The following is a 21,589-nucleotide window of genomic DNA, read 5'->3' on the forward strand; positions in this document are numbered from 1 at the left end:
GGGGGAACGGTGTGCTCGGGGGGCTGCGGCTGCTGGCGGCGGATGACAACGCCACCAACCGGCAGGTTCTGGCGGCCATGTTGCGCCCCACCGGCGCCGCGCTGACGCTTGTGGCCGACGGGGCGCAGGCCGTCGACGCCTGGGCGCCGGGGCGGTTCGATGTGCTGTTGCTCGACATCTCGATGCCGGTGATGGACGGTGTCACGGCGCTGGCGCGTATCGCCGGGCATGCTGCCGCGGCAGGGGTCGCGCCGCCGCCCGCGCTGGCGGTGACCGCCAACGTCATGCCGCACCAGTTGCACGAGTATCTTGCCGCGGGCTTTGCCGGGCACGCGGGCAAGCCGTTCCGCAGCGCACAACTGATCGCGGCCATCGCCGCCGTCTCCGCTGGCGGAGCCGCCGCCACCTGCGCGGCCGGCCCGGCCGCCGACCCCGCGCCCGGCGCCCTGCCGCAATCCGATCCGCAATCCGATCCGCAGCCCGCACCGCATCCAGATCCGGCCGCAGATCCGGTCACAGCCCCGGCCTCCGGTCCGGCGGCGCAGTCGGCCGACGTGCCGACGCCCTGAACGGGCACCCGCCGGGCGGCGCCAGGACCGGTGGTCCATCCTGCGCCCGGGGCCGCAGGGCGCGGCCGGGCGCAAGCCCATCGTGCGCCCGGGGCCGCAGAAAGCGGCCGGGCGCAACCCCTCAGCGCAGGTCGGGCGGGGTGGCCTCGGCCGCCAGTTCGGCCACCAGCGCATCCAGCGGCGCGGTGCGCGACCCCTGCTCGCCCAGACGGCGGACCGAGACGGTGCGCTCGGTCACCTCGCGCGCGCCCAGCGCGAGGATCACCGGCACCTTACCCACGGAATGCTCGCGCACCTTGTAGTTGATCTTTTCGTTGCGGGTGTCGAGTTCGGCGCGCAGGCCTGCCGCGGTCAGCGCCGCCACCACCTCGCGGGCGTACGCATCGGCGTCCGACACGATGGTGGCCACAACCACCTGCCGCGGCGCCAGCCAGAACGGCAGCCGGCCGGCGTAGTTCTCGATCAGGATGCCGAGGAACCGCTCGAACGAGCCCAGGATCGCGCGGTGCAGCATCACGGGGCGGTGCTTGGCGCCGTCCTCGCCGACATATTCCGCGTCCAGCCGCTCGGGCAGGTTGAAATCGGCCTGGAAGGTGCCGCACTGCCACTCGCGCCCGATGGCGTCGGTCAGCTTGAAATCCAGCTTGGGGCCATAGAAGGCGCCTTCGCCCGGATCGACCTCGTAGTCGCTGCGCACCTTGAGGATGGCGCGCTCCAGCGCGGTCTCGGCCTTGTCCCACACCGCGTCCGAGCCGACGCGCACCTCGGGCCGGGTCGACAGCTTGATGTCGAAATTCGCAAACCCCAGGTCGGCATAGATCGACGACAGCAGCGCGATGAAATCCGCGCATTCCGCCTCGATCTGGTCCTCGGTGCAGAAGATATGCGCGTCGTCCTGGGTAAAGCCGCGCACCCGCATCAGCCCGTGCATCGACCCCGACGGCTCGTACCGGTGGCATGATCCGAACTCGGCCAGCCGCAGCGGCAGGTCGCGGTAGGACTTCAGGCCGTGGTTGTAGATCTGCACATGGCAGGGGCAGTTCATGGGCTTCAGCGCGTTGATGCGCTTTTCCTTGGCGCCTTCCTCGTCGACCTCCACCAGGAACATGTTGTCGCGGTAGGCCTCCCAGTGGCCCGACCTCTCCCACAGGACACGATCCACGACCTGGGGGGTCTTGATCTCCTGGTATCCGGCCGTGCGCAGGCGTCGGCGCATGTAGTCCTCCAGCGCGCGGTAGACGGTCCAGCCGTTGGGGTGCCAGAACACCATGCCCGGCGCCTCTTCCTGCATGTGAAAGAGCTTCATCTCGCGGCCCAGCTTGCGGTGATCGCGTTTCGCGGCCTCCTCCAGCAGGGTCAGGTGGGCCTTGAGCGCATCGCGGGTGCGGAACGCCACGCCATAGATCCGCTGCAGCATCTTGTTGCGGCTGTCGCCGCGCCAGTAGGCGCCGGCGACGCTCATCAGCTTGAACGCGTCGGCGGGCAGCTGGCCGGTATGCTGAAGGTGCGGCCCGCGGCACAGGTCCTGCCAGTCGCCGTGCCAGTACATCCGCAGGGGCTCGTCGCCGGGGATCGCCTCGATCAGCTCGACCTTGAAGGGCTCGCCCGCGGCCTCATAGTGGGCGATGGCGCGGGGGCGGTCCCAGACCTCGGTGCGGACCGGGTCGCGGGCGGCGATGATCTCGCGCATGCGCTTCTCGATGGCGCCGAGGTCGTCGGGCGTGAACGGCTCGTCCCGATCGAAGTCATAGTACCAGCCGTCCTTGATGACCGGGCCGATGGTGACCTTGACGCCCGGGTACAGCTCCTGCACCGCGCGGGCCATGACATGCGCGAGATCGTGGCGGATCAGCTCCAGCGCCGGGCCTTCGTCGGCCAGCGTGTTCAGCGTGATCGTCGCGTCACGCTCCAGCGGCCATTGCAGGTCCCAGTGCACGCCATCGACCGTGGCCGAGATCGCCTTCTTCGCCAGCGATGGCGCAATGGCGGCCGCGACCTGCGCAGGCGTCACTCCCGCGTCATGGCTGCGCACGCTGCCGTCGGGAAAGCTGAGGGAAATCTGGGCCATGATCGGCACTCCTCGTCGGTCTGGCGCCCACGGAACGCCCGGTTGCGGGAAAATCGCGCCCGTCTGTGCGCCGCACGCGCCGGGGTGTCAAGCCACCCGGGCAGCGCCAGCAGCCGGGGGCAGGGCCAGTGGCAGGTGCGGCGGCGGGGCCCCGGCCACGCAAAAGCCGCCGGACCCATCGGCCCGGCGGCTGATACGCCGCACTCCGCGCCATGGCGCGGGATCAGTTGTCGTCGTCCTCGTCGGCCACGTCGGCCAGATCGTCGAGGGCCACATTGTCGTCGTCTGCGTCGTCCTCCAGCAGATCGTCATCGATGTCGATGTCGTTGCTGTCCTCTTCGACCAGAATGTCGTCGTCGGCGGGCGCCTTGGCGGCGGCACGCTTGGGCTTGGCCACGGCGGCGGGGGCTGCCGCCGCACCCTTGCGGCCGGGCAGGTCGATCTCGACCACCTCGCCGCTGTAGGGGCTGACGATCGGGTCGCGTCCCAGATCGTAGAATTTCTTGCCGGTTGTGGGGCAGACGCGCTTCACGCCCCATTCTTCCTTGGGCATGGGTTCCCTCATTCGCCTCGGCTTGAACGGATCGGCCGCGAGTGCCACAACTGCGCGGGGCTGTCAAAGTCTTTCCGCCACCTGCGCCCCGCGCCCGCATGCCACGAGGGAGCCGCCATGCCGTCCGCCGCCACCGAGGCCGTCCTGTCCGGTGACCCGCCGGTGACGGTGCGCCTGCGCCCCGATCCGCGGGCGCGGCGGTTTTCGTTGCGCGTGGCGCATGGCGACGGCCGGATCACGCTGACCTTTCCGCCCCGTGCCGGGCGCACCGCAGCCCTTGCCTTCATGCGCGAGCGCGAGGGCTGGCTGCGCGCGACCCTGGCCGATCTGCCGCAGACGGTGGCGGTGGCGCCGGGGATCTCCCTGCCGGTTCTGGGCACGCCGCTGGTGCTGGTGGCGGCGCCGCTGCGCCGGGCGCGGCGCGACGGCGACCGGCTGCTGGTGCCGCCCGGGCGCGGCTGCGGCCCTGCGGTGGCCGCGCATCTGCGTGCGGTGGCGCATGCGCGGCTGGAGGGGCTGTGCACCGCGCATGCCGCCACCCTGGGGCGGCCGCTGGCGGGGATCGCGCTGCGCGACACGCGCTCGCGCTGGGGGTCGTGCACGGCGGCGGGGCGGCTGATGTTCTCGTGGCGGCTGGCGCTGGCTCCGGTCGAGGTGTTCGACTACGTCGCCGCCCACGAGGCCGCCCATCTGGTGGAGATGAACCACAGCCCGGCCTTCTGGCGGCTGGTGGAGGGGTTGTGCCCCGACTGGCGGCGACAGCGCGCCTGGCTGCGCAGCAACGGGGGCGCGTTGCACCGCTGGCGCTTCGACGGCTGACCCGCGGCCTTGGTGCTTGTCAATTCCCGCCCGAAGCGGCATCCCGAAGGCATGGAACGCCGGGCGCAGACCGCCCCGTTCCGCCCGCTGAACATGAGGTCCAGATGCGCGACTGGCTGCGCGAACACCCCGAGGTCCGCACCATCCGCGTGGCCGCCGCCGATCTCAACGGACAGGCGCGCGGCAAACGCATTCCCGCCCGCTTTGCCGACAAGGCGGTGAAGTCCGGCACGCGGTTTCCCTACTCCGTGCTCAACCTCGACATCTGGGGCGAGGACATCGAGGACAGCCCGCTGGTGTTCGACAGCGGCGATGCCGACGGCATCCTGCACCCGACCGAGCGCGGATTTGTCCCCATGCCCTGGCTGGAGGGGCCGACCGCGCTGCTGCCGATCTGGATGTTCCACGACGATGGCCGTCCCTTTGACGGTGACCCGCGCCATGCGCTTGCGCGGGTCCTGGAGCGCTATCGCGCGCGGGGGCTGACGCCGGTGGTCGCGACCGAGCTGGAGTTCTATCTGATCGACGATTCGGGCCGCGAGCTGCGCGCCCCGCCCAGCCCGCGCTCGGGCAAACGGCGACCGGGGGCGGACACGCTGGCGCTGCGCGCGCTCGATGCGTTCGACCGCTTCTTCACCGACCTCTATGAGGGATGCGAGGCGATGGACATCCCCGCCGACACCGCCATCTCCGAGGCCGGTCTGGGCCAGTTCGAGATCAACCTGCTGCACACCGACGACGCCCTCAAGGCCGCCGACGACACCTGGCTGTTCAAGATGCTGGTGCGCGGGCTGGCGCGGCGTCACGGCTTTGCCGCCAGCTTCATGGCCAAGCCCTATGACGAGCAGCCGGGCAACGGGCTGCACATGCATTTCTCCGTGCTGGACCGGCGGGGCCAGAACATCTTCGACAACGGCGGGCCCGAGGGGACCGAGGCGCTGCACCATGCCATCGCGGGCTGCCTTGCGGCGATGCCCGGCTCGATGCTGCTGTTTGCGCCGCACGCCAACAGCTATGACCGGCTGGTGCCGGGCGCGCATGCGCCCACCGGCATCGGCTGGGGCTTCGACAACCGCACCGGGGCGCTGCGGGTGCCGTCGGGCCCGCCCGCCGCGCGGCGGATCGAACACCGCGTGGCGGGGGGCGACATCAACCCCTATCTGCTGGTGGCGGGCGTGCTGGGTGCGGCGCTGGCGGGGATGGAGGACGGCATCGCCCCGCCGCCCCCCATCACCGGCAACGCCTATGTCCAGGACCTGCCGCAGTTGCCGATCACCTGGGCCGGCGCGATCGAGGCGTTTGCGACCTCGCCGATGATCGCGCGCATCTTCCCGGCCGAGCTCATCGCCAACCTGCTGATGACCAAGCGCCAGGAACTGCGCTACATGGCCGAGCTGTCGCCGGAGGAAGTGATCGAACTCTACCTCGACACCGTCTGAGGCGCGCGGACGCCCCGGAGTCGGGTGCGCATCCTCGGATCCGGGACCTCGGGTTCGGGAACCTTGGACCCGGGGGCCTCCGATCTGGGGGCCTCGGACCCGGGGACCTCGGACGGGGGTGCCGGCACTTCGCGGAAACCGAACGCCGGGCCTCCGGATGCGGCGGCCCGGACGCCTGGCGCTGTTCGTGCGTCCCGGGGGTGTGACCACCGGCCCGCGGGCCCGGCGTCAGCCCCCGGCGGCGGTGCGGAAGCGCGCGACGACCTCGGCGGCGGCGGCGGCGGGCGCGGTGCGGCCCTCGGCCACGGCGCGACCCAGATCGGCCATGCGTGCCCGCGCGCCCGCGTCACTGCGCAGCAGCGCCACGAGACCCTGGCGCACTTCCTCCTCGAACCAGTGGCGGGCCTGCGCGGCGCGGCGGTCCTGCCAGTGCCCCTCGGCGCGGCGCCAGTCGGCCAGTGCGCGCATCTCGTCCCACGCCGCCGCCAGCCCGGCCCCGTCCAGAGCCGAGACGCACAACGCCTTGGGAAACCCCTGCGGATCCTGGGCACGGCGGCGCATCAGCCGCAGGGCGCCCGCGTAGTCGGCCCGGGTGCGCTCGGCCGCCGCCACCATCGCGCCGTCGGCCTTGTTGATGAGGATGAGGTCGGCGGCCTCCATGATGCCGCGCTTGACGCCCTGCAACTCGTCGCCCCCGCCCGGTGCCAGCAGCAGCACGAACACGTCCGACACCTCGGCCACCACGGTTTCCGACTGGCCCACGCCCACCGTCTCGATCAGCACCACGTCAAACCCCGCAGCCTCGCACAGCGACACCGCCTCGCGGGTGCGGCGCGCGATGCCGCCCAGATGCGTCTGGCTCGGCGAGGGGCGGATATAGGCGCCGGGCGCGCGCGCCAGCCGCTCCATCCGGGTCTTGTCCCCCAGGATCGACCCGCCCGTGCGCGTCGAGGACGGATCGACCGCCAGCACCGCCACCCGCAGCCCGGCGTCGACCAGCATCATCCCGAACGCCTCGATGAAGGTGGACTTGCCCACCCCCGGCGTGCCCGACAGCCCCAGCCGCAGCGCCTCGCGCCCCGGTACGGCACAGGCCGCCAGCAGATCGGCCGCCTGCGCGCGGTGATCGGCGCGCCCGCTTTCCACCAGCGTGATCGCCCGCGCAAGCGCGCGTCGCTCGCCGGCCAGCACGCCGTCGGCCAGTGCCGGGATGTCCATCGCGATGCCCCTCTTTCAACGCGGCCGCTGGCGCGCCGTGCAATCCCCCCGTGTCTGCCCCGCCGCGATGGGGTATGTCCAGATGGGGGCCAGCGGTTGGGGCACGCGATGCGACGGGCAATGCCGGATCGACTGCGACGGATCGGTGCGGTGGTGGCCATCGTGGCGGGGCTGTGGGCGCCCGGCGGCGCGGCGGCGCTTGATCTGCCCGAGGTGGTGCGCCTCGATGTGACTTTTGCGGGGCTGCCGGTGGGGGTGCTGCACCTTGCCATCCGCCGCACCGACGGCAGCTATGCCGCGACGGCGCGGCTGCAACCGGCGGGGCTGGGGCGTCTGCTGCCCTCGGCCCGGTTCGAGGCGACGGTGCAGGGCCGCCTGCGCGCAGGCCGCCCGCAGCCGCTGCGCTATGTCGAGGATGTGCACACCGGACGGCGCGAATCGCGCACCGAAATCGCATGGGAGGGGGGGGTGCCGCGCCTGCTGCGCCTTGACCCGCCGCGCCCGCCCGAGCCGTGGCACCTCGACCCGGCGGGGCAGGGCGGTGCGCTCGATCCGATGTCGGCGGTGCTGTCGGTGCTTGCGGATGTTCCGGCGGAGCGGGCCTGCGCGCTCGACCTTGCGGTGTTCGACGGGCGGCGGCGCACGCAGATCGTTCTGGCGCCCGCGCCGGACGGCGAGCCCGGCTGCGACGGCGTGTTTCGCCGCGTCGCAGGGTATGACCCCGAGGATCTGGCCGAGCGGCCGGAGGTGCCGTTCCGCCTGATCCACGGCCCCGGCCCGGGCGGCACCCTGCGCGTCATCGCACTGGAGGCCGCCTGGGAGCTGGGCACCGCCCGGCTGACCCGCGACTGAGCGCGCGGCTCAGCCCAGCATCCGGGCCGTCATTTCCGACAGATCGCGGCTGAGGTCGGGGGTCGCGCGGATCCGCTCCAGCGCCGCGCGCATCGCGCCCTGGCGCGCGGGGTCGTAGCGGCGCCAGGTCTCGAACGCCGTCGACAGCCGCGCCGCGGTCTGCGGGTTCACCGGATCAAGCTGGATCAGCCAGTCCGCCAGCAGCGCATAGCCTGCGCCCCCCGGCGCGTGGAACCCCGCCGCATTCGTCGCCAGCGCACCCAGCACCGAGCGGAAGCGGTTGGGGTTCTTCCAGTCGAAATCGGGGTGGCGCGTCAGGCTGCGCGCGGTCTCCACCGCGCTTTCGGGCGCTGCGAGGGCCACCTGAACGGCGAACCACTTGTCCACCACCAGCCGGTCGTGGGCCCATTGACGGTGGAACCGCGCGACCTCGGACTGGCCCGCGCCGACCTGCAGCAGGGCCCCCAGCGCGCCCATCTGTTCGGTCATGTTGTCGGCCCCGGCGAACAGCCGCGCGGCCCGGTCCCCGCCGTCATTGCGCGACAGATACGCCAGTGCCGCCAGCCGCAGCGCCCGGCGGCCCGCGTCGCGCGCGTCGGGGCTGTAGGGGCCGGGCGTCTCCATCGCGATGAAGGCGCGCGCCAGCCCGTCGTCCATGTGGGCCGCGATCGCGCGCTGGAACCGCTCGCGCGCGGTGTGGATCGCCATGGGGTCCGGCGTCTCGCCGGCATCCACCAGCGCCTGGGCGATGTCATCCTCGGAGGGCGCGCGCAGGCACAGCGCGCGGAACGCCGGGTCCAGCCGTTCGTCCGACAGCGTCACCGCCAGCGCATCGAGGTAATCCGGCCCGGGCGCCGCGCCGTCGCGCACCATCGCCACAAGGATCTCGCGCGCCAGCCCGCGCCCGGCCTCCCACCGGGAAAACGGATCGGTGTCATGGGCCATCAGAAAGGCGCGGCGTTCCGGCGTGACCGCGTGCTCGACCACCACCGGGGCGGAGAAGCCGCGCAGGATCGACGGGACGGGGCGTGCCGGCATCCCCTCGATCGTCAGGCTGTGGCGGGTGTCGGTCATCTCGATCACGCGGGTGGCCATGATCTCGTCGCCCGCGGGACCCAGCAGGCCAACGGCCACCGGGATCACCTGGGGTGCCTTGTCGGGCTGGCCCGGGGTGGGGGGGGTGGACTGCTCCAGCGTCAGGGTGAAGCGGCCGGTGCCCTCGTCCCAATCCTCGGTCACCCGCAGGCGCGGGGTGCCGGCCTGGGCATACCAGCGCGCGAATTGCGACAGGTCGCGCCCCGTGGCCTCCGCGAACACCGCCAACCAGTCCTCGATCGTGCAGGCCTGCCCGTCGTGGCGGTCGAAATAGAGCCGCACGCCCGCGTCATAGCCGTCCTCGCCCACCAGCGTGCGCAGCATGCGGATGATCTCGGCGCCCTTCTCGTACACCGTCGCGGTGTAGAAGTTGTTGATCTCGTGATAGCTGTCGGGGCGCACCGGATGCGCCAGCGGGCCCTGATCCTCGCGGAACTGGCGTGCGCGCAGGCTCAGCACGTCCTCGATCCGCTTGACGGCGGCCGAGCGCATGTCGGCGCTGAACTGCTGGTCGCGGAACACCGTCAGCCCTTCCTTGAGGCACAGCTGGAACCAGTCGCGGCAGGTGATGCGGTTGCCGGTCCAGTTGTGGAAGTATTCATGCGCGACGATGCGCTCGATGTTGTCGAAGTCGGCATCCGTCGCCGTCTCGGAGGAGGCGAGGACGTATTTGGAGTTGAAGACGTTGAGCCCCTTGTTCTCCATCGCGCCCATGTTGAAGTCGTCCACCGCCACGATGTTGAACACATCGAGGTCGTATTCGCGCCCGTAGGCCTCCTCATCCCAGCGCATGGAGCGTTTGAGCGAATCCATCGCATAGGCGCAGCGCCCCTCGTCGCCCGGGCGCACCCAGACATTCAGCGCGACCGCGCGCCCCGATGCGGTGGCAAAGGCGTCCGAATGTGCCACCAGATCGCCCGCCACCAGCGCGAACAGATAGGCGGGCTTGGGCCAGGGATCGTCCCATTCGGCCCAGCCATCGCCCTGGGCGGACGGATTGCCGTTCGACAGCAGCACCGGCAGCTCGGATTCGACCCGCACCGTGAACGGTGCCATCACGTCCGGGCGGTCGGGATAGAAGGTGATCTTGCGGAAGCCTTCGGCCTCGCACTGCGTGCAATACATGCCATTCGACATGTAAAGCCCCTCCAGCGCGGTGTTTTCCTCCGGTGCGATCTCCACCTCGGCGGCCCAGTCAAAGGCGTCCGGCAGATCCCCGCCCGGCAGCGTCAGGCCCGTCGCATCGGGCTGCGCGGTGATCGGCACGCCGTCGATGGTGGCCGAGATCAGCCGCAGCCCCTCGCCATCCAGCCGCAGATCTTGGGCCTGCGCGTCGGGGTTGCGCCGGAACCGGATGCGCGACGTCACCCGCGTGGCCCGTGGCGCCAGCCGGAAGGTCAGCGCGACCCCCTCCACCAGGAACGGCGGCGGGGTGTAGTCCGCCAGTCGGATCGGCTGGGGGGTTGCGTCCTTCATGCTCTCTCCGCTCGGTCAGGATGCACGCAAGCTAGGCCCTGACGTGTGCGGCGGCAACCGCCGCTGCGCGCTTGCCAGCCGACGCGGCGCCCGTTAGGCAGATGGAACGGAGTGGGAACATCAGGCGCGGCTCGTCGTTCCGGCGCGGGCCGCTACATGGCGGGCGATGACGGGTTCGATTGTCTGGTTCAAGCGTGACCTGCGGGTGGCCGACCACGCGGCGCTGTGTGCGGCGGCGGCGCTTGGCCCCGTGCTGCCGCTTTATGTGGTGGAGCCGGAGCTGTGGGCACAGCCCGACGCCTCGGCCCGGCAATGGGCGTTCGTTGCCGAGTGTCTGGAGGCGCTGCGCGGCGACCTGGCCGCGCTGGGGGCGCCGCTGGTCGTGCGCACTGGCTGCGCGGTCGAGGTGCTGGAGACGCTGGCCCGCCGCCACCGCCTGTCGCGCATCTTCAGCCACGAGGAGACCGGCACCCTGTGGACCTTTGCCCGCGACCGGCGTGTGGGGGCGTGGGCGCGCGCCAACGGCATGGCGTGGCACGAGGGGCCGCAGTCGGGCGTGGTGCGCCGCCTTGCCGCGCGCGATGGCTGGGCGGGGCGGCGGGATCGCTTCCTCGCCGCGCCCGCGGCCCAGCCGCCGGGGCTGTCGGCGGTGCCCGGCGTGGCGCCCGGCCCGATCCCCACCGCCCGCACCCTGCGCCTGGCCGAGGACCGCTGCCCCCACCGCCAGGTTGGCGGGCGGCAGGCCGCGCTGACCACGCTGGGCGGGTTCCTGACCTCGCGGGGCGAGGGGTACCGCGCCGCCATGGCCTCGCCCGTAGCCGGGGAACGCGCGTGTTCGCGCCTCTCGCCGCACCTGGCCTTCGGCGTGCTGTCCGGGCGCGAGGTCGCGCACGCCGCGGCCGCCCGCCGCGCCGAACGCCCCGGCGGTGGCTGGGGGGCTTCGCTGCGCAGCTTTGAATCGCGCCTCGCCTGGCGCGACCACTTCATGCAGAAGCTGGAGGACGCCCCCGACCTGGAGGCCCGCTGCCTGCACCGCGCGACCGAAAGCCTGCGCCCGCGCACGCCCGACGCCACCCGCCTCGCGGCATTCCAGTCCGCCGAGACCGGCATCCCCTTTGTCGACGCCTGCCTGCGGTATCTGGCGGCCACCGGCTGGCTGAACTTCCGCATGCGCGCGATGCTGGTGTCGGTGGCGGCGAACCACCTGTGGCTGGACTGGCGCGCCACGGGGCCGTTCCTGGCGCGGCGCTTCACCGACTACGAACCCGGCATCCACTGGAGCCAGATGCAGATGCAGTCCGGCACCACCGGCATCAACACCATCCGCATCTACAACCCCGTCAAGCAGGGCCGCGACCAGGACCCCGACGGCCGCTTCACCCGCGCCTGGCTGCCGGAGCTGGCCGAGGTGCCCGACGCCTTCCTGCACGAACCCTGGCGCTGGGGCGGGGCAGGGCGCGTGCTGGGGCGCGCCTATCCCGAGCCGGTGGTCGATGTCGCCGCCGCCGCCCGCGCCGCGCGCGAGGCGGTGTGGGGCCTGCGCCGCGCCCGCGGTTTCGCCGCCGAAGCCGCCGAGGTCGCCCGCAAGCACGCCAGCCGCAAGGACCGCTCGGGCCATTTCGTCAACGACCGCGCGCCCCGACGCCGTCGCCCCGCCGCAGCCCCGGGCCAGCTGTCGCTGGATCTCTGACGCCGCTGTCAACTTCCCCTGACATTTTTTGCCGCAGGCGGGGCTCCACGGCAAAGTTCCACTTGCGAGACTCGAAATGTCGTGGTCATGTTGACGGCATGAGTGTCACGTCTGATTTACACACCCGCACCCTGCCACAGCCCGCCGCGATGCTGGAGCTGATCAAGCCGATCACCTGGTTTCCGCCGATGTGGGCCTATCTGTGCGGCGTCATCTCGTCCGGGGTGTCGCCGCTGGAAAGCCTGTTTCTGGTCATCCTCGGCGTCCTGCTGGCGGGTCCCATCGTCTGCGGGATGAGCCAGGCGGCCAACGACTGGTGCGACCGCCACGTCGATGCGATCAACGAACCGCACCGGCCGATCCCCTCGGGGCGCATTCCGGGCCGCTGGGGGCTGTGGATCGCGCTGGCGATGTCGGGGCTGGCGCTGGTGGTGGGCTGGTTCCTCGGGCCGTGGGGCTTTGGCGCCACCGTGCTGGGGGTGATCGCGGCCTGGGCCTATTCCTGCCCGCCGGTGCGGCTGAAGCGGTCGGGCTGGTGGGGGCCGGGGCTGGTCGGGCTGTCGTATGAATCGCTGCCGTGGTTCACCGGCGCGGCCGTCCTCGCCGTCGGCGCGCCCAGCTGGGAGATCGTCGCGGTGGCCGTGCTCTATGGCCTCGGCGCGCACGGGATCATGACGCTCAACGATTTCAAGGCGCTGGAGGGCGATCGCCAGATGGGCGTGAACTCCCTGCCCGTGACGCTGGGCCCGGAGCTGGCGGCCAAGGTCGCGTGCTGGGTGATGATCGTCCCGCAACTCGTTGTGATCGCGCTTCTCTTCCAGTGGGATCGTCCCTGGTACGGCTTCTTCATCGTGATCTCGGTGATCCTGCAGTTCTATGCCATGTCGGTGCTGCTGCGCGACCCCAAGGCCAAGGCGCCCTGGTACAATGCCACCGGTGTCAGCCTCTATGTCACCGGCATGATGATCACCGCTTTCGCGCTGCGCACGCTCTGAGGATCGCCAGATGCCCGTTCAACCGCTTTCATGGCTCTCCATCTTCCGGCTCGGGCTGGTGCAGCTGTGCCTCGGTGCGATCGTGGTGCTGATGACCTCGACCCTCAACCGGCTGATGGTGGTGGAGCTGATGCTGCCCGCCGTCCTGCCCGGTGCGCTGGTGGCGCTGCACTACGGCATCCAGATCACGCGGCCCAACTGGGGCTACCGCTCGGACACCTGCGGAAACCGCACGCGCTGGGTGATCGTGGGGATGGGGATGCTGGCCGCGGGCGCGCTGCTGGCGGCCTTTGCGATCCCGGTGATGGAGGCGACCTTCTGGCTGGGACTGTGCGTGTCGATCCTCGCCTATGCGCTGATCGGGATGGGGGTGGGGGCCTCGGGGACCTCTCTGCTGGCGCTGATGGCGACGGCCACGGCGGAACACCGCCGGCCGGCGGCGGCCTCGATCACCTGGCTGATGATGATCTTCGGCATCGCCGTCACCGCGATCACCGTGGGGCAGGTGCTGGACCCCTACAGCCACGACCGCATGCTCGCCATCGTCGCGGTGGTCACGGGGGGCGCTTTCGTGGTCACCTGCCTCGCCATCTGGGGGATCGAGCGGCGCGCCGGCGTCCAGGCCGCCCCCCTGGCCGAGCCCATGACCTTCCGTGCCGGCCTGCGCGAGATCTGGGCCGAGCGCGCGGCGCGCAACTTCACCTTCTTCGTGTTCCTGTCGATGACCGCCTATTTCATGCAGGAACTGATCATGGAGCCCTTCGCGGGCCTCGTCTTCGACATGACGCCGGGTCAGACGACGTCCATGTCGGGCGCGCAGAACGGCGGCGTGTTCGTCGGCATGGTGCTGGTGGGGGTGTGCGCCACGGGGCTGCGCTTCGGTGCGCTGCGCTCCTGGGTCGTCGCGGGGTGCCTCGGCTCGGCCGCGACGCTGGCGGCGATCACGCTGATCGCCAGCGCGGGGCTGAAGCCGCTGCTGGTGCCGTCGGTCATCACGCTGGGCTTCTTCAACGGCATGTTCGCGGTCGCCGCCATCGGTGCCATGATGCAGCTCGCCGGTCAGGGCCGCGAGCGCCGCGAGGGCACCCGCATGGGGCTGTGGGGCGCCGCGCAGGCCATCGCCGCGGGCTTTGGCGGGCTGGTGGGCGCGGGGCTGGCCGATGCCATGCGCACCACGCTGGGCAACGACGCCAGCGCCTTCGGCGCCGTCTTTTCGATCGAGGCCGGTCTCTTCCTCCTCAGCGCGCTGGTTGCGCTGCGGGTGATGGGGGGACGCGGCCAAACCGCCCGCATGGGCCTTGTTGCTGGGGAGTGAGCCCATGACCTATGATGTCGTCGTCGTCGGAGGGGGACCCTGCGGGGCCACCGCGGCCGAGGATCTGGCCCGCGCCGGCAAGCGCGTGGCCCTGATCGACCGCGCGGGCCGGATCAAGCCCTGCGGCGGGGCCATCCCGCCCCGGCTGATCGCGGATTTCGACATCCCCGACGAGATGATCGTGGCGAAGATCAACACCGCCCGCATGATCTCGCCCACCGGCCGCAAGGTCGACATCCCCATCGAGGGCGGCTTCGTCGGCATGGTCGACCGCGAGCACTTCGACGAATTCCTGCGCGTGCGCGCAGCCAAGGCGGGCGCCGAGCGTCACACCGGCACCTTCGTGCGCATCGACCGGGATGAGAGCGGCGCCCGCGTCATCTACCGCGACAAGGCCACCAAGGAAGAGCGCGCGCTGCCCACCCGGCTCGTGATCGGCGCGGACGGCGCACGCTCCGGCGTGGGCCGGCAGGAGGTGCCGGGCGGCGACACCATCCCCTATGTCATCGCCTATCACGAGATCATCACCCCGCCCGAGGGCGGCGCACAGGCCGCCGCCGACTATGATCCCATGCGCTGCGACGTGATCTATGACGGCGCGATCTCGCCCGACTTCTATGGCTGGGTGTTCCCGCACGGGAAATCCTGTTCCGTCGGCATGGGGACGGGCATGGACGGGGTGGACCTGAAGGCCTGCACGGCGGCGTTGCGCGCGAATTCCGGCCTTGCAGGCTGCGAGACGATCCGGCGTGAAGGCGCGCCGATCCCGCTCAAGCCGCTGGACCGCTGGGACAATGGCCGTGACGTGGTGCTGGCGGGCGATGCCGCCGGTGTGGTGGCGCCCAGCTCGGGTGAGGGGATCTACTATGCCATGGCCTGCGGGCGCGCGGCGGCCACCGCGGTGCAGGCCTGCCTGGCGTCGGGCCGTGCCAAGGACCTGCAGATGGCGCGCAAGATGTTCCTCAAGGAGCACGGCGGCGTCTTCAAGATCCTCGGCGCGATGCAGAACGCCTATTACCGCTCGGACGAGCGGCGCGAACGCTTCGTCTCGCTGTGCCACGACATCGACGTGCAGAAGCTGACGTTCGAGGCCTACATGAACAAGAAGCTGGTGAACGCGCGGCCCTTTGCCCACATGAAGATCGGGGTGAAGAACCTGCTGCACCTGTCGGGCCTCGTGCGGCCCACCTACGCATGAGGGATGCCATGACGGAGATGATCCCGGCCTGGGTGAACGGCCGCCTGACCCCGGTGGAGAAGCTGGAGGCGCATCTGCAAGGGCTGCGCCACAAGGCGATCTCGGTCTTCGTCATGGACGGGGACCGGGTGCTGATCCAGCAGCGCGCGATGGGCAAGTACCACACGCCGGGGATGTGGGCGAACACCTGCTGCACCCATCCCCACTGGGACGAGGGGGCCGAGGCCTGCGCCACCCGCCGCCTGCGCGAGGAGCTGGGGATCGAGGGGCTGACCCTCGGCCACCGCGACCGCGTCGAATACCGCGCCGAGGTCGGCAACGGCCTGATCGAGCATGAGGTGGTGGACATCTTCACCGCCGCCGCCGGCCCGACGCTGCACATCGCCCCGAACCCCGACGAGGTGATGGCGGTGCGCTGGGTCCCGCTCGATACGCTGCGCGCCGAGGTCGCGCGGGAACCCGCGCGCTTCACCCCGTGGCTGCGCATCTATCTGGCAGAGCATGCCGCCGCGATCTTCGGAGCGATGGCGCGCGCGTGAGGCGCGCGCCCCTCAGGCCCCCGCCGGGGTGCCTGTCTCGGGGTTGAGGCGCCAGACGCTGAAGTTCAGCGCACCCGCCACCGTGACCCAGGCAAGATAGGGCACGAACAACAGCCCCGCGATCAGGTCGACCTGCCAGAACGCCACCATGGTCGCCGCGACCGATGCCCACAGCGCGACCATCACGCCCATCGCCGCCCGCATCCGTTTCAGACCGAAGAACACCGGTGTCCACAGCGTGTTGAAGGCGATCTGCGTGGACCACAACGCCAGCGCCAGGGCGCTGTCACCCGCCAGCGCCACCCGCATCGCCGCCAGTGACATCGCGATGTACAGAAGCGACCACGCCACCGGGAACAGCCAGTTCGGAGGCGTCCAGCTCGGCTTGGTGAGGTCACGATACCACTTTCCCGGCTCGAACATCGCGCCAGTGGTGCCCGCGGCCGCGCAGGCGAACAGAAAGACGGAGAACAAGAGCCAGTCCATCACTCGCAGTTAGGCTCTGTCGCCCGTCCCATCAAGCCCCGCCGTGCGCGATCGCGCGATTCCAGGTCCGAGAGCACCGACAAAAGCGCAGCCGAACGTCCCTGTGCCCAGGTTTCGCGCGCCGGCGGTGCGTGGGCCGCGGCATTCACCAGAAACGCCACCGACGGCTCGGGCAGGGCGTGCAGCTCCACCGGGCGCGGCAGCGCCAGGGTGACGGCGACATGCACCCCCGCCGTGGCCAGCCCCCACAGCTTGGCCCCCGGCCCGGTATAGGCGCGCTGGGTGATGCTGTCGTGGCCCGCACAGGCGATCCGCGTGCCGATGGCGGCATAGATGTGACGCGCCGCCGCAATTCCCGGGCGCACCGACAGCGGCAGCGCCGCGATCCCGGCCTCGGAGCGGAAATACAGCCGGTCGGCCTCGGCCAGAAGGCGCCGAACCACCCGGCATACCGGGGCGGTGGGCTGCGGATCGGCCAGGAACGCCTGCGTGTCGATGCCCGCCCCCTCCATCCAGTCGGTGGGCAGGAACAGCCGCCCCTCGCGCGCATCCTCGCCGACGTCGCGGGCGATGTTGGTCAGCTGCATCGCCAGCCCCAGATCGCAGGCCCGCGCCAGCGCATCGGCATCGCGCACCCGCATCAGCACGCACATCATCGCCCCCACCGCCGCCGCCACCCGCGCGGAGTAGCTGTGCAGATCGTCGATGGTGCGGTAGCGCCGCCCCTGCGCGTCCCACGCCAGCCCCTCCAGCAGGGCCTCCGGCAGGGCGCGCGGCATCTCGAACTCCTCCACGATGGCGGCGAAGGCCCGGTCGGCAGGGGCATTGCGCGGCGTGCCGCGATACACCAGGTCCAGCCGGTCACGCAGCGCCAGGATCGCGGCGGGCTTCTCGCGCGTCAGGTCGACCGCATCGTCCGACAGCCGGCAGAAGGCATAAAGCGCCAGCGCCGGACGCCGCACCCGCCCCGGCAACAGCTTGGAGGCGGTGAAGAAGGACCGCGACCCGGTGCGGATCGCGGCCTCGCAATGGTCCAGGTCCTCGGCCAACAGGGCCGTGCGGCGCACGGCCGGGGCCGCGCGGGGGGCGTCGGTGGCGACGGTGCTCATGCGACCCCCTGCGGCTGCGCGTCGGGAACGAGCTTGCCCAGCACCTCGGCCGAGGACACCACCCCCGGCAGGCCCGCGCCGGGATGCGTGCCCGCGCCCACCAGATACAGCCCCGGCAGCTCCTCGGACACGTTGTGCGGCCGGAAATAGGCCGATTGCAGGATCCGCGGCTCGATCGAGAACCCCGCGCCGTGGGGCGACAGGTAGCGGTCGCGGAAATCCTCGGGCGTGAACACCAGCGACGGGCCCACACGCTCGGCAAAGCCCGGCATCACCTGCTCCTCCAGCACCCTGGTCATGGCGGCGCGGTACCGCTCCCCCTCCGCCTTCCAGTCCACCGGGTTGTCGAAGCCCAGATGCGGCACCACCGACAGCACATAGAAGGTGTCGTCGCCCGCAGGCGCCACGCCCGGATCGGTGACCGAGGGGCGGTGGATATAGAGGCTCATGTCCTCCGACAGCTTGCCGTTGAGGAAGATGTCGCGCAGCAACCCTTCGTACCGGGGACCGTTGAGGATGGTGTGGTGGCCCAGATCCGGCCACATGTCCTTCGTCCCCTTGGTCCCGAAGTACCAAACGAACAGCCCCGACGACCATGTGCGCCGCTTCAGCTTGGCATCCGTCCAGCGCCGGCGGCGGTGGTTGCGCAGAAGCCGGGTATAGGTGTGGCCGGCGTCCGCGTTGGACACCACGATGTCGGCGGTCATCACCTCGCCCTGGGTGGTGCGCAGACCGGCGACCCGGCCCGATTTCACCAGCACCTCGTCGACCTCCTCGTCCAGCCGAAGGGTGCCGCCTTGGTCCTCGATCACGCGGACCATGGCGTCGGCGATGGCCTGCACGCCGCCCACCGCGTAATGCACGCCGTATTCCTTCTCCAGGTGGCTGACGAGGATGTACATGGAGGTGACGTGGAACGGGTCGCCGCCGATGAACAGCGGGTGGAACGACAGCGCCATGCGCAGGCGCGGGTCGCGCACCCGGGCTGCTGCGTGCGCCGCCACCGACCGGTCGGCGCGCAGCATGGCGAACTTCGGCAGCACCTTCACCAGGTCGATGAACTTGTGCATCGACCGGCGGCCCAGATCCTCGAAGCCGAAGGAATACCGCGCCTCGGCGTCCTTGAGGAACTTGTCGTAGCCGGGCAGGTCATCGGGCGACAGCCGCGCCACCTCGGCCCGCATCGCCTCGGTCGACTGGCGCACGGTGAAGTGCGAGCCGTCGGGCCAGCGGATCTGATAGAACGGATCGAGCGCGCGCAAATCCACGTCCGCATCGAAATCGCGCCCGCACGCCGCCCACAATTCGCGAAACAACTGCGGCACGGTGACGATGGTCGGGCCCAGATCGAAGCGGTGCCCGTCCTGCGTGATCGACGACCCGCGCCCGCCCGCCCGGTCCAGCCGGTCGATCACCGTCACCCGGTAGCCCTTGGCCCCCAGCCGCATCGCCGCCGCCAGCCCACCCAGACCCGCGCCGATCACCAGCGCCCGCGGCCGTCGCGCCCCATCCGCGGCCACGGCCACGTCGTCCTGCATGCGGTTGAGCATCACCGCTCCATATCTGTCAGCTTCAGTTGACATTATGCTAGGCCAGAGGCGGCATTTCGTCCAGTGCTCTTTCGGCCCTGCGACAGTTATGTCAATCTGTGTTGACACACATCGCAGGAGCGTCCGATGGAGACCGTCACCCTCTCGCTGTTTCGCTTTCCCACCCTGTCCGCGCGGCTCTGGGCGTTCGGCCAGATGGCGCTGGCGCGCTGGGACCTCAAGCGCACCCCCGATCTGTTGCAGTGGAAGCTGTGCGGCTCGGGCACGGGCGAGGGGTTCACCCCGGTGCCCAACACCGCCGTCTATGCGATCCTCGCGACCTGGCCCTCCGAGGAGATCGCCCGGGAGCGCATCGCCAAATCGAAGGTCTGGGCCCGCTGGCGTGCGCATGCCGCCGAGGACTGGACGATCTTCCTCGCGGCGACATCGGTGCGGGGCAAATGGGCCGGGGTGGAGCCGTTCCACGCCGTGGCCGAGCCGACCGACGGCCCGCTGGCGGCGCTGACGCGTGCGACGGTGAAGCCCAAGGTCGCGCTGAAGTTCTGGGGTTCGGTCCCCGACATCTCCCGGATGATCGGCATGGACGAACATGTCGCCTTCAAGATCGGCATCGGCGAGGTGCCGCTGCTGCACCAGGTGACCTTCTCGATCTGGCCCGACACCAGGACGATGGCCGAGTTCGCCCGCCACGACGGCCCCCACGCCCGCGCCATCAAGGCCGTGCGCGACGGGCAATGGTTCAACGAAGAGTGCTATGCCCGCTTCCGCATCCTGGGCGAGTGTGGCAGTTGGGACGGAACAAGCCCGCTGAAACCGCTCGAGAGGTCCGCCGCATGAAGGCTCCGTTCCCGTTCTCCGCGATCGTCGGCCAGGAGGAGATGAAGCTCGCCATGGTCCTGACCGCCATCGACCCCGGCATCGGGGGCGTTCTGGTGTTCGGGGACCGCGGAACGGGGAAATCGACGGCGGTGCGGGCGCTTGCGGCACTGCTGCCGCCCATCCGGCAGGTCGAGAGCTGCCCCGTGAACTCCGCCCGGCTGGAGGACTGCCCCGAGTGGGCGCGGCTGACCTCACGGGAGATCGTCACCCGCCCCACGCCGGTGGTCGACCTGCCGCTGGGCGCGACCGAGGACCGGGTGGTCGGCGCGCTCGACATCGAACGCGCGCTCAGCCAGGGCGAAAAGGCGTTCGAGCCGGGCCTGCTGGCGCGCGCCAACCGCGGGTATCTCTACATCGACGAGGTCAACCTGCTGGAGGACCACATCGTCGACCTGCTGCTGGACGTCGCCCAATCCGGCCAGAACGTGGTGGAGCGCGAGGGCCTCTCGATCCGCCACCCCGCGCGCTTCGTCCTCGTCGGCTCCGGCAACCCCGAGGAAGGCGAGCTGCGTCCGCAGCTTCTCGATCGCTTCGGGCTGTCGGTGGAGGTTGGCTCTCCCAAGGACATCCCCACCCGGATCGAGGTCATCCGCCGCCGCGACGCCTATGAAAACGACCACGCCGCCTTCATGGCCAAATGGCAGGAGGAGGACACCACCCTGCGCGAGCGGATCCTGGCCGCGCGCACCCGGCTGTCGGCCATCGCCACCCCCGAGGCCGCGTTGCACGACTGCGCGGAGCTGTGCGTGGCGCTCGGCTCGGACGGGCTGCGCGGAGAGCTGACGCTGCTGCGCACCGGGCGCGCCTTCGCGGCCTATCACGGCGCCGACACGCTGACCCGCGACCACCTGCGCGAGGTCGCGCCGATGTCGCTGCGCCACCGCCTGCGCCGCGATCCGCTGGACGAGGCCGGGTCGGGCGCCCGCGTCGGCCGCGTGATCGAAGAGGTCTTCGGGTGATCCCAGCCGACGGTCCCCCGGCGCTCCAGTGGGCACGTCTGGGCGGGGCGCTGGCGCTGCTGGCCATCGATCCCGGTGGCCTGGGCGGGCTGTGGCTGCGCGCCCGCTCGGGTCCCGTGCGCGAGGCGGCGGTGGCGGCGCTGCCGGTGCTGCCGCTGCCGATGCGCCGGCTGCACTGCGGCATCGGCGACGAGCAGCTGTTCGGCGGCGTCGATCTGGCGGCGACGCTGGGCACGGGACGGCTGGTGTCGCGGGCGGGGCTGCTGGCCGAGCCCGCGACCCTGGTGCTGCCGATGGCCGAGCGCTGCCCGCCGGGGCTGGCGGCGCGGCTGGCCGGGGCGCTCGATTCGCAACACCAGACCCTGATCGCGCTGGACGAAGGGGCGGGCGCGGACGAATCGCTGCCCACGGCATTGACCGACCGGCTGGCGTTCCACCTCGACCTCGGGGACCTGCGCTGGCGCGAATGCCCGGACCTGGTGTTCGATGCCCGTGATCTGGAGGACGCCCGCGCGCGCCTGCCGCATGTGCGCCTGCCCGACCACGCGGCCGAGGATCTGGTGTCGGTGGCGCTGCGGCTTGGCATCGACAGCCTGCGCGCGCCGATGCTGGCCGCCCGCGCGGCGCGCGCCGAAGCCGCGCTGGCGGGCCGCGAGATCGCCTCGGTCGAGGATCTGACCCGCGCGGTGGAGCTGGTCCTCGTGCCCCGCGCCACGCAGATGCCGGCCGAGGAGGAGCAGGTCGAGGACGACACCCCGCCCCCCGACGAAGAGCCCGACG

At 71.2% G+C, this 21,589-nt stretch carries 18 protein-coding genes and 1 pseudogene; 12 read left to right on the forward strand and 7 right to left on the reverse strand.

From position 1 onward, the window contains the following. A partial coding sequence (locus CCR87_RS10700) for a response regulator (RefSeq protein ID WP_207186619.1) occupies positions 1-569 on the forward strand: 569 nt, incomplete at its 5' end. Between the two features lie 121 nt (positions 570-690). On the opposite strand, the gene thrS is transcribed toward CCR87_RS10700, so the two are convergent. Together thrS and CCR87_RS10710 are read right to left on the reverse strand one after the other, a co-directional pair. Then, positions 691-2,637 carry a threonine--tRNA ligase gene (gene thrS / locus CCR87_RS10705; RefSeq protein ID WP_201157519.1) on the reverse strand — a complete coding sequence of 649 codons (1,947 nt, stop codon included), beginning with the start codon at positions 2,635-2,637 and terminating at the stop codon, positions 691-693. 223 nt (positions 2,638-2,860) lie between these two features. Next, positions 2,861-3,190, reverse strand: coding sequence for a TIGR02300 family protein (locus CCR87_RS10710; RefSeq protein ID WP_201157520.1), 330 nt, complete (start codon positions 3,188-3,190; stop codon positions 2,861-2,863). A gap of 117 nt (positions 3,191-3,307) precedes the next feature. Here CCR87_RS10710 and CCR87_RS10715 point away from each other — a divergent pair, with 117 nt between their 5' ends. After that, positions 3,308-4,009 carry a M48 family metallopeptidase gene (locus tag CCR87_RS10715; protein WP_201157521.1) on the forward strand — a complete coding sequence of 234 codons (702 nt, stop codon included), beginning with the start codon at positions 3,308-3,310 and terminating at the stop codon, positions 4,007-4,009. A 104-nt stretch (positions 4,010-4,113) separates the two neighbouring features. Then, positions 4,114-5,448 (forward strand): glutamine synthetase family protein, encoded by a 1,335-nt coding sequence (locus CCR87_RS10720; RefSeq protein ID WP_201157522.1) that lies wholly within the window; start codon positions 4,114-4,116, stop codon positions 5,446-5,448. 228 nt (positions 5,449-5,676) lie between these two features. On the opposite strand, the gene meaB is transcribed toward CCR87_RS10720, so the two are convergent. Continuing rightward, a complete protein-coding gene (meaB, locus tag CCR87_RS10725) occupies positions 5,677-6,666 on the reverse strand; it encodes a methylmalonyl Co-A mutase-associated GTPase MeaB (protein WP_201157523.1) in 990 nt (329 codons plus the stop codon). A gap of 120 nt (positions 6,667-6,786) precedes the next feature. On the opposite strand from meaB, the gene CCR87_RS10730 reads away from it, so the two are divergent. Next, on the forward strand, positions 6,787-7,518 hold the full coding sequence (locus tag CCR87_RS10730) for a DUF3108 domain-containing protein (protein ID WP_201157524.1): 732 nt from the start codon (positions 6,787-6,789) through the stop codon (positions 7,516-7,518). 9 nt (positions 7,519-7,527) lie between these two features. Here CCR87_RS10730 and pepN read toward each other — a convergent pair whose 3' ends face one another. Further along, the gene (gene pepN, locus CCR87_RS10735; protein ID WP_201157525.1) at positions 7,528-10,089 is read right to left on the reverse strand and encodes an aminopeptidase N; all 2,562 of its coding nucleotides are present in this window, start codon (positions 10,087-10,089) and stop codon (positions 7,528-7,530) included. Between the two features lie 166 nt (positions 10,090-10,255). On the opposite strand from pepN, the gene CCR87_RS10740 reads away from it, so the two are divergent. From CCR87_RS10740 to idi, 5 genes are all read left to right on the forward strand, one after another. Next, the gene (locus tag CCR87_RS10740) at positions 10,256-11,779 is read left to right on the forward strand and encodes a cryptochrome/deoxyribodipyrimidine photo-lyase family protein (protein ID WP_201157526.1); all 1,524 of its coding nucleotides are present in this window, start codon (positions 10,256-10,258) and stop codon (positions 11,777-11,779) included. A gap of 98 nt (positions 11,780-11,877) precedes the next feature. After that, the gene (chlG, locus tag CCR87_RS10745; RefSeq protein WP_201157527.1) at positions 11,878-12,774 is read left to right on the forward strand and encodes a chlorophyll synthase ChlG; all 897 of its coding nucleotides are present in this window, start codon (positions 11,878-11,880) and stop codon (positions 12,772-12,774) included. Between the two features lie 10 nt (positions 12,775-12,784). Beyond that, positions 12,785-14,089: a BCD family MFS transporter gene (locus CCR87_RS10750; protein WP_201157528.1), complete on the forward strand. Its 1,305-nt coding sequence runs from the start codon at positions 12,785-12,787 to the stop codon at positions 14,087-14,089. 4 nt (positions 14,090-14,093) lie between these two features. Beyond that, positions 14,094-15,287 (forward strand): geranylgeranyl diphosphate reductase, encoded by a 1,194-nt coding sequence (locus tag CCR87_RS10755; protein ID WP_201157529.1) that lies wholly within the window; start codon positions 14,094-14,096, stop codon positions 15,285-15,287. Between the two features lie 8 nt (positions 15,288-15,295). Next, positions 15,296-15,826, forward strand: a complete 531-nt coding sequence (gene idi, locus CCR87_RS10760; RefSeq protein ID WP_201157530.1) for an isopentenyl-diphosphate Delta-isomerase — start codon at positions 15,296-15,298, stop codon at positions 15,824-15,826. A 12-nt stretch (positions 15,827-15,838) separates the two neighbouring features. Here the strand turns inward: idi and tspO are convergent, their stop codons facing one another. Genes tspO through CCR87_RS10775 form a run of 3 tightly spaced genes read right to left on the reverse strand, consistent with a single transcriptional unit; the run spans position 15,839 to position 18,971 of the window. Then, entirely contained in the window at positions 15,839-16,312 is a 474-nt protein-coding gene (gene tspO / locus CCR87_RS10765; RefSeq protein WP_201157531.1) for a tryptophan-rich sensory protein TspO, read from the reverse strand. Further along, positions 16,312-17,421, reverse strand: coding sequence for a 15-cis-phytoene synthase (gene crtB, locus CCR87_RS10770; protein ID WP_201157532.1), 1,110 nt, complete (start codon positions 17,419-17,421; stop codon positions 16,312-16,314). Before crtB ends, tspO begins: the two co-directional genes overlap by 1 nt. Further along, a complete protein-coding gene (locus CCR87_RS10775; protein WP_242511956.1) occupies positions 17,418-18,971 on the reverse strand; it encodes a phytoene desaturase in 1,554 nt (517 codons plus the stop codon). Before CCR87_RS10775 ends, crtB begins: the two co-directional genes overlap by 4 nt. 126 nt (positions 18,972-19,097) lie before the next feature. On the opposite strand from CCR87_RS10775, the gene crtA reads away from it, so the two are divergent. From crtA to CCR87_RS10790, 3 genes and pseudogenes are all read left to right on the forward strand, one after another. Then, positions 19,098-19,808 (forward strand): spheroidene monooxygenase, encoded by a 711-nt coding sequence (gene crtA, locus CCR87_RS10780; RefSeq protein ID WP_201157533.1) that lies wholly within the window; start codon positions 19,098-19,100, stop codon positions 19,806-19,808. Beyond that, a complete protein-coding gene (gene bchI, locus CCR87_RS10785; protein ID WP_201157534.1) occupies positions 19,805-20,809 on the forward strand; it encodes a magnesium chelatase ATPase subunit I in 1,005 nt (334 codons plus the stop codon). The genes crtA and bchI overlap by 4 nt, the downstream gene beginning before the upstream one ends. After that, positions 20,806-21,589 (forward strand): annotated as a pseudogene (locus tag CCR87_RS10790) (magnesium chelatase subunit D); the annotation flags it as partial. The gene bchI and the pseudogene CCR87_RS10790, both read left to right, overlap by 4 nt.

This window comes from Rhodobaculum claviforme (assembly GCF_016653255.1).
GTDB lineage: Bacteria > Pseudomonadota > Alphaproteobacteria > Rhodobacterales > Rhodobacteraceae > Rhodobaculum > Rhodobaculum claviforme.

Excerpts from the sequence above, each read along its gene's own strand:
- idi (WP_201157530.1), top strand. The coding sequence starts at position 15,296 with ATGACGGAGATGATCCCGGCCTGGGTGAACGGCCGCCTGACCCCGGTG.
- CCR87_RS10715 (WP_201157521.1), top strand. The coding sequence starts at position 3,308 with ATGCCGTCCGCCGCCACCGAGGCCGTCCTGTCCGGTGACCCGCCGGTG.
- CCR87_RS10710 (WP_201157520.1), bottom strand. The coding sequence starts at position 3,190 with ATGCCCAAGGAAGAATGGGGCGTGAAGCGCGTCTGCCCCACAACCGGC.
- pepN (WP_201157525.1), bottom strand. The coding sequence starts at position 10,089 with ATGAAGGACGCAACCCCCCAGCCGATCCGACTGGCGGACTACACCCCG.
- CCR87_RS10755 (WP_201157529.1), top strand. The coding sequence starts at position 14,094 with ATGACCTATGATGTCGTCGTCGTCGGAGGGGGACCCTGCGGGGCCACC.
- chlG (WP_201157527.1), top strand. The coding sequence starts at position 11,878 with ATGAGTGTCACGTCTGATTTACACACCCGCACCCTGCCACAGCCCGCC.
- CCR87_RS10730 (WP_201157524.1), top strand. The coding sequence starts at position 6,787 with ATGCCGGATCGACTGCGACGGATCGGTGCGGTGGTGGCCATCGTGGCG.
- CCR87_RS10720 (WP_201157522.1), top strand. The coding sequence starts at position 4,114 with ATGCGCGACTGGCTGCGCGAACACCCCGAGGTCCGCACCATCCGCGTG.
- bchI (WP_201157534.1), top strand. The coding sequence starts at position 19,805 with ATGAAGGCTCCGTTCCCGTTCTCCGCGATCGTCGGCCAGGAGGAGATG.
- thrS (WP_201157519.1), bottom strand. The coding sequence starts at position 2,637 with ATGGCCCAGATTTCCCTCAGCTTTCCCGACGGCAGCGTGCGCAGCCAT.
- crtB (WP_201157532.1), bottom strand. The coding sequence starts at position 17,421 with ATGAGCACCGTCGCCACCGACGCCCCCCGCGCGGCCCCGGCCGTGCGC.
- crtA (WP_201157533.1), top strand. The coding sequence starts at position 19,098 with ATGGAGACCGTCACCCTCTCGCTGTTTCGCTTTCCCACCCTGTCCGCG.
- meaB (WP_201157523.1), bottom strand. The coding sequence starts at position 6,666 with ATGGACATCCCGGCACTGGCCGACGGCGTGCTGGCCGGCGAGCGACGC.
- CCR87_RS10750 (WP_201157528.1), top strand. The coding sequence starts at position 12,785 with ATGCCCGTTCAACCGCTTTCATGGCTCTCCATCTTCCGGCTCGGGCTG.
- CCR87_RS10775 (WP_242511956.1), bottom strand. The coding sequence starts at position 18,971 with ATGCTCAACCGCATGCAGGACGACGTGGCCGTGGCCGCGGATGGGGCG.
- tspO (WP_201157531.1), bottom strand. The coding sequence starts at position 16,312 with ATGGACTGGCTCTTGTTCTCCGTCTTTCTGTTCGCCTGCGCGGCCGCG.
- CCR87_RS10740 (WP_201157526.1), top strand. The coding sequence starts at position 10,256 with ATGACGGGTTCGATTGTCTGGTTCAAGCGTGACCTGCGGGTGGCCGAC.